This is a genomic window from Paenibacillus sp. AR247 (assembly GCF_002968895.1).
Taxonomy (GTDB): domain Bacteria; phylum Bacillota; class Bacilli; order Paenibacillales; family Paenibacillaceae; genus Paenibacillus_AQ; species Paenibacillus_AQ favisporus.
This window is the reverse complement of sequence record NZ_PCZT01000020.1, coordinates 190,799-197,874: the sequence shown is the minus strand read 5'-3', so window position 1 is coordinate 197,874 and position 7,076 is coordinate 190,799. Positions and strand designations below refer to the sequence as shown.

General features: G+C 54.2%; 5 protein-coding genes and 2 pseudogenes. 6 read left to right on the top strand and 1 reads right to left on the bottom strand.

Features of this window, described 5'->3' with window-relative positions:
• The 6 genes and pseudogenes from CPT76_RS40685 to CPT76_RS28015 form a co-directional block, all read left to right on the top strand.
• Positions 1-124: pseudogene (locus tag CPT76_RS40685) on the top strand (bacitracin ABC transporter ATP-binding protein); the annotation flags it as partial.
• Positions 99-668, top strand: a pseudogene (locus CPT76_RS28030) (FtsX-like permease family protein); the annotation flags it as partial. The pseudogenes CPT76_RS40685 and CPT76_RS28030, both read left to right, overlap by 26 nt.
• A gap of 586 nt (positions 669-1,254) precedes the next feature.
• Positions 1,255-2,598 (top strand): arsenic transporter, encoded by a 1,344-nt coding sequence (locus CPT76_RS28025; protein WP_105445216.1) that lies wholly within the window; start codon positions 1,255-1,257, stop codon positions 2,596-2,598.
• A gap of 13 nt (positions 2,599-2,611) precedes the next feature.
• Positions 2,612-3,274 carry a DUF2642 domain-containing protein gene (locus tag CPT76_RS28020; protein ID WP_105445215.1) on the top strand — a complete coding sequence of 221 codons (663 nt, stop codon included), beginning with the start codon at positions 2,612-2,614 and terminating at the stop codon, positions 3,272-3,274.
• A 346-nt stretch (positions 3,275-3,620) separates the two neighbouring features.
• Positions 3,621-4,112, top strand: a complete 492-nt coding sequence (locus CPT76_RS40680) for an AAA family ATPase (protein WP_258168863.1) — start codon at positions 3,621-3,623, stop codon at positions 4,110-4,112.
• Positions 4,109-6,259: a winged helix-turn-helix domain-containing protein gene (locus CPT76_RS28015; protein WP_258168862.1), complete on the top strand. Its 2,151-nt coding sequence runs from the start codon at positions 4,109-4,111 to the stop codon at positions 6,257-6,259. Before CPT76_RS40680 ends, CPT76_RS28015 begins: the two co-directional genes overlap by 4 nt.
• On the opposite strand, the gene CPT76_RS28010 is transcribed toward CPT76_RS28015, so the two are convergent.
• A partial coding sequence (locus tag CPT76_RS28010; protein WP_105445214.1) for a sensor histidine kinase occupies positions 6,228-7,076 on the bottom strand: 849 nt, incomplete at its 5' end. The genes CPT76_RS28015 and CPT76_RS28010 overlap by 32 nt on opposite strands.

The following is a 7,076-nucleotide window of genomic DNA, read 5'->3' as shown; positions in this document are numbered from 1 at the left end:
GACGGCCAGCTGTACAACGAAATCCATGACGGGGGATAACCGCGCGGCGTTCTACCAAAAGATCATCAACGTGCTGTCGCTGCTGGGAGGGAACGGACATGAATTTTCGCCAGTTCGCCTTTAATAACGTCTTCCGGAACAAGCGGGCGTACGTCGCCCATTTTCTGAGCAGCGCCTTTTCAGTCATGATTTTCTTCATCTATGCCCTGCTGCTCTTTCATCCCGACCTGAAGGGAAACATCGTGTCTTCCAGCGGAACGCTGAGCATGCTCGGCACGATGGGGCTGCGGGTGTCCCAATGTATCGTGTTCATTTTCTCGTTCTTTTTCCTGCTGTACTCGGCGTCTTCGTTTATCAAGCTGCGCAAAAAGGAATTCGGCATTCTGCTCCTGCTCGGCATGTCCCGCAAACAGCTGAACCGGATGCTTTTTATTGAAAATATCGCGATCGGCGCCGCCGCCATTATCGCCGGGATCATCGTCGGTGCCGTGTTCTCGAAGCTGATCCTGCTCATCTCCGCCTCGATGCTGGCGATCGTCGACGGGCTGCCCTTTTACCTGCCGGGAAAAGCCATACTGCTGGACGGCCGGGGCTACCTGCTTCTGTTTCTGCTGGTCGCTTCCTTTACCTCGGTGATGACCCGGAAGGGCACGCTCATCGAGCTGATCAATCAGTCTGGAGGCAACCAAAGCAAAGGCAACCAAAGCAAAGGTAACCAAAGCAAAGGTAACCAAAGCAAAGGCAACCAAAGCAAAGGCAACCAAACCCGCGGTAATCAAACCAAAGGTAACCAAACCCGTGGTAATCAAACTCGAGGTAACAAAACTCGCGGCAACCAAACCAAAGGCAACCAAACCAAAGGTAACCAAACCAAAGGTAACCAAACCCGCGGTAATCAAACTCGTGGCAACAAAACCAGAGGTAACCAAACCCGCGGCAACCATACCAAAGGCAATCTGACAAGAGGAGCCATGGAATGGGCTAACAGATCCTGGAGAAAGACCAAAACGATTAAACGTACGGTGCGCAAGCGCAAAATCAGTAAATAAGCCATGACTGCATTCAACCAAATAGACCTTTCGCGTTGAATCCAATCCACAAAGGGGGGAATAAACCATGTATGTATTTATTGCAGTTTTAATTGCCGGAATCCCGTTATACTGGATGATTCGTCCAGGAAAAGCTACACGGACCGTAGATCCAGTCATTCAGCCAGTATCCAGTGTTCTCCCCCTGGGAGGTGAGTCAAAGTAAATGTCTGACTACCAAATGTGGCTAACAGTCGGCGTATTTGCCATCACCGTCATTTTCTTGATGTGGCGTCCCCGCGGAATCAACGAATCCATTTCAACAACCGCCGGAGCATTTATTCTGCTCGCCGCCGGGGTCGTCCCTTTAACGGACCTGATCACCATTTTCAACATCGTTTCCGGAGCCGCTGTGACGATTCTGTCTACAATCGTGATGTCCCTGGTGCTGGACAGCGTCGGTGTTTTTCGCTGGGTTGCTCTCAACCTGATTGAACGGGTAAACGGTTCCGGCCGAAAACTGTTCTGGTACGTGATCCTGCTCTGCTTCCTAATGACGATTTTCTTTAATAACGATGGCAGCATCCTGATCACAACGCCCATCATTATTCAAATCTGCTCGATGCTGAAATTAAAGCCGCATCAAAAAATACCGTATCTCCTTTCCGGCGCACTCATCGCAACGGCATCCAGCGCACCGATCGGCGTGAGCAACCTCGCGAATCTCATTGCGCTTAATATCGTAGGCCTGGACCTGAACAGCTATACCCTAATTATGTTCGTCCCCTCCATGATCGGGATCGCAACGATCGCCATGCTGCTCTACCTTTATTTCCGCAAACAGATACCCGTTACCATCTCCCGTTACCCCGCCCGTGATTATTCATTGGTTAACATACACCCGCTTCAACAGCCAACCGAATCCCGAACCCAAATCGACTGGTGGCTGTTTCGTGTCAGCCTCTGCATCGTAGTCCTCTTCCGGGCAGGTTTTTTTCTAGCAGCAAGCTTGGGTATACCGCTCGAGTATGTCGCAATCACCGGGGCTGCCCTCATCGTTTTCGTCCGCTGGTTTCGGACCAAAACAGGGGTCAAGGACATCGTCACGAAGACACCCTGGCATATCCTGCTGTTCGCCTTCAGCATCTATATTATCGTCAAAAGCCTGGATAACGCCGGGTTAACCGCCGCTTTAATCAACGGATTACAACCTTTTGCCGGCATGGGTGAAGCCAGTCTGATCGCCGCATTCGGACTTTTGCTGACCCTGTTGTCCAATATCGTGAATAACCTGCCGTCCGTCATGATCGGAACCTTAGCGGTGCTCGGCATGGGACTTGATCCGCAGCATGTCCATCTCGCTTATATGGCAACGATTATCGGAAGCGACATCGGTTCGCTGTTGACGCCCGTCGGAACCCTCGCTACCTTGATATGGATGTTCATGTTAAGAAGCAGCAAAATTCATATCACATGGAAGCAGTATATGCGCGTTACGTTCATTGTGATACCTGTCGGTCTAATCGTCAGCCTCGCCAGCCTTTATCTCTGGACTCAATATGTCATATGAAAGGAGGCAAGCTATGGAGTCCATCCGTTCTCTACTTGGAAAAACAATAGAATTAAAGATCTCGGGCTATAAAATCCCGATCATCGGTGAACTCATTGATGTCGGCAGTGATATTTTGGTCCTCTACTCCGAAAACAAATATATTTACACTCCAGTGCACCATCTTCAGCACATGAAGGTCATGGAGGAGGCCGAGGATTCGTCTCAAGCCAACAAAGAGCCCGTTCTTGACCATGCCCATATTTCTTTTCGCAAGATGCTGATGAATGCAAGAGGCATATTTACGGAAATCCATCTTGGCGGTGCCAGCTCGATTCATGGGTATGTAACCAGCATTATGAATGATTATTTCCTTTTTTACTCCCCTGTTCACCATACCATCTATATCCCGCTGCACCATGTAAAATATTTGTCTCCGTACCCTCCGAATATGACCCCCTATGATTTGAGCGATTCGCATTTTCCCGTGCAGCCGGGAACACCGGCCCTATCGCGGAACTTGGAACAGCAGCTTGAAAAATTCCAGAATGGTCTGGTCGTGTTCGATTTGGGTGAATCTCCCCTCAAAGCCGGGCTCCTCAAAAAAGTAGACAGTCATATTATAGAGCTGATCGAGGCGGGAGGCCAAACCATCCTTCTTCACACGGATCATATCAAATCCATTCATCTTCCCTAACCAAAAACAGCCAATGCAGAGCATGCTCTGGTTGGCTGTTTTTGCATTTTTGCATAACGCCGGAATCTGGCAGGGGGGGCCGTTTCCGGTTTCCGGGGAGCTTCGCGGCAGAGTTTCGGGGGAGGGGGATCTAGGACCCAGGAGCAGGGCCCCTGCGTGGGGAGAATGGCGTTGTTTGGTTAACTGGGGTGACCGGCTCATCGTCTCACTTTCCGATCTGCGCATATTTTAACCGAAGAACAGGCCTTTGGCGATTAACGAAAGTTAACGGATCTGCCGTTTTTTTATATAATGAGAGAAAAAGTACGGAAAAGGCATCCATTTTGTCGGAAATTTGGAGGATACAATGATCACGCGGACCGATGCAATCATCTTAAAAACAAAAATCACCCTGCCCTTTCCGAAGGATGGCCTGGTCGAAAGGGAACGCCTGCTTCAATCTCTGTCGGGTGGAGTTCATGGCAGACTCACCTTGATTTATGCCCCTGCCGGCTCAGGCAAAACCACCCTGTTGACGCAGTGGGCCCGAAGCGAAGGCGTCAACTGCGCCTGGCTGGCGCTGGACGGCCGTGACAACGATCCGGTCCGGTTCTGGCGCTATGCGGCGTTTGCATTGGCGGAAGTCCTGCCGGTCCCGGCAGCCCAGCGAATGCTGGAACTGGCCAATGCCCTGCCTTCCCTGTCGGCAGACGCCTTCCTGGATGCGTTAATGAATGAGCTTTATGGACTGTCCGAGCCTGTAAAGCTCGTATTGGACGATTATCATTGGATAGAGGATGACCGCATCCATAACGGCTTGTCTTACCTGATCGACTATATACCCCCCACCTCCATGTGACGATCGCGAGCCGCAAGGAAGTACCTTTTCCTGCATCAAAATGGCTCTCCAAGCGGGAATGCATCGTTATTGACGCCGACAGGCTCCAGTTTACCCGGGACGAGTCCGAGCAGTTCTACCACAAGTCCGGCATCATGCGGCTGACCCCGCGGCAGATCGACCGGATTGCGGAACGAACCGAGGGATGGGCAGCCGGTCTGCAGCTGGCTTCGCTCTCTTTAAGAACGGCGGAAGATGTGGACCGATGGATCGAAGGGTTCTATGGGGACCACCGGGATGTGGCCGATTACCTTTTTCAGGAGGTACTTGCGCAGCTTCCTGCCGACTTGAGATCGTTCGTGCTGACGACGGCCGTTCTCGACCGGATGGATGCAGGCATATGCAGCCTGCTCACGGGCGACCCTGCCAGCGGGGACAAGCTTGATGCGGCCCGCCGGTTCAATTTATTTCTCATCCCACTGGACCTGAAGCATGAATGGTTCCGCTACCACCATTTATTCGCCGGATTTGTCCGGGAACACCTCAAGCGGCATCAGCCCGATGAGTGGTTGCGTCTGAACCGGCTGGCAAGCCGGGGCTTTGCGTCCCGCGGATTGCTGGACGAAGCCGTAGACCACGCCATGGCTGCCGGAGATTACGCCGAGGCGGGCCGCCTGCTCGAGCAGCATATTCCAGCCGTGCTGGAGCGCGGGGAAGTTTCCGTCCTGCTGCGCTGGTTCGAGGGATTCCCGCCAGCCTATGAGCTGTCTATGGAGCTGTCGCTCCTGTACGCGTTCGTACTGGTGCTCACCGGGCACTTCGGCCAGGCTGAAGCCAGACTCGGATCACTGGAGGCGTCGACCCAAACGCTGAAGGAATCGGAACGGTTGAAGCAGCTGCAGAGCGGCATCCTGTTCGTCCGTTCCAATCTGATGTTCGCCAGTGGAGACTTCACGAATTGGTTTGCTTTCATCGGTACCATTCTGGACGATATCCTCCCGGCTAACCCGACTTATTATATGTTTAACTACAACAAAACGGAGCCTCTTGTAAGACGGACCGCGCTGGGGTTAAAAGGAGTTCTGTCGGCGGACACGGAAAAAATCGGCACGCTGTTTATGGGTGTGCTCGCCGCCCATGGCTGGCAGGGATCACTCATCCATCTCTATGTGAAGCAGTCGCTCGTTGAAGGATATTATGAATGGAACCGTCTCGGCGATTGCCGCCAAATGCTCCAGGAGATGACAGCTCTGACCGAAAAATTAAACGTACCGGGACTGCTTGTCCCCATGCTGCTCATGAAGGCCCGCCTGCTCATTGTGGACGGGCGGACCGCTCTGGCGCATGACGTCATCGACGAAGTGCTGGATGCCCCGCTCTCATCTTCTGCCGGCTGGGGTGCGCCCTGGGTCCATCTGCTGACGGCATTCAAAATCCGCATGCATCTTGCGGACGGACAAATGCCGGCCGCCAAGAAGCTGATGGCCCGGCTGGGGCTGTCCGCCAAGGACAAGCCGACATTTCAGCGGGAGTATGAAATGATGACGCTTGTGCGCCTGCTTGGCAAGCAGCGGAAGGAGAACGAGGCGCTGCGTATTCTGGAGCATCTGCTGCCCCAATCGGAGCGCGAGCAGCTCGTTTCCGGCATCGTGGAGAACCATATCCTGCAGGCGCTGCTGAAGGAACAGCTGGGGCAAAAAACGGCCGCCCTCCGCCACCTCCATACCGCCCTGTTCCTGGGAGAACAGAACGGGTATATCCGGAGTTTCGTGGATGAGGGCAAGCCGATGATGTCGCTGCTTGGCCGGTATGAGGCGGTCGTCATTCGCGGAGAGTCCGGTGGAAGCCATGAGGACTTTGGGGCCGGGCTCCCGGGGGAAGTATCCGGGGATTATGTCCGCGCGCTTATGGAGCTATTCCCCGTGGCCATGCAGGAAACAGCGGCTGCGGCTGCAGCTCCGGCGGCCTCGGCCGAGCCGCTGAGCCGCAGCGAATCCGAGCTGCTCCGGCTGATCGGCCAAGGGGCGAGCAATAAGGAGATGGCCGCCGAGCTGGCGTTGTCGGAAGGGACCATTAAGGTCTACTTATCCCGCCTGTATGAAAAGCTTGGCGTATCCTCGCGAACCCAGGCGCTCGTTACGGCCCGGCAGCTCGGTCTGCTGTCTTAGGCAGCCGGACCGTCATCTCCGTGCCTTCTCCCGGAGCGCTTTGGACCGAGACGCTGCCGCCGTGCATCTGCACGATTTTCTGAATAATCGACAGTCCCAGCCCGCTTCCCCCGCCGGAGCGGGTTCTTGATTTATCCGCTTTAAAGAATCTTTCAAAAATATGCTCGAGGTCCTCGGCCGAAATGCCAATGCCCGAGTCCCTGACGCGAACGACGGCCTCCTGCCCGCTTTCCTCGAGAAAAACCTGGACCGTTCCGCCCTCCGGCGTAAACTTAATCGCATTATGGAGCAGATTCACCCAGACCTGGCTGAGCAAATCCCGATCCGCCTCGATCGTCACGGGCTCAAACTCTACGGACATGTCCAGGTCCTTGCCCTGCCACTGGGGCTCACAGGCGAGAACGAGCATCTGCAGCTGTTTGTCCAGCCGCATCGGCTCGGCGTGAAACGGATGTTTGTCGGAATCCAGCGACGCCAGGCGCAGCATGTTCTCCGACAGCCGGGAGAGCCGTACGCTCTCCTCCTCAATAATGTTCAAGTAATGGTCCCGCTGGCCGGGGCTCAGGTTCTCCTCGCGCAGGACGCGGGCAAAGCCGCTGATCGAAGTCAGCGGGGACTGAATCTCGTGGGACACGTTCGATATAAACTCCTGGCGCATATGCTCCAGGTTGTTCAGGTCGGCCGCCATGTTGTTGATCCCCTTCACAATCCCGCCCCAGTGGCCGTTTTCACCGAACACCGGAATTTCCACCTTGAAATCACCTTTGGAGATTCGTTTCAGCGCATCGATGACCAATTGGTAAAACTCCGACTGTCT

Coding starts and splice junctions, on each gene's coding strand:
- CPT76_RS28025 (WP_105445216.1), top strand. CDS start 1,255: ATGTCTGACTACCAAATGTGGCTAACAGTCGGCGTATTTGCCATCACC.
- CPT76_RS28020 (WP_105445215.1), top strand. CDS start 2,612: ATGGAGTCCATCCGTTCTCTACTTGGAAAAACAATAGAATTAAAGATC.
- CPT76_RS40680 (WP_258168863.1), top strand. CDS start 3,621: ATGATCACGCGGACCGATGCAATCATCTTAAAAACAAAAATCACCCTG.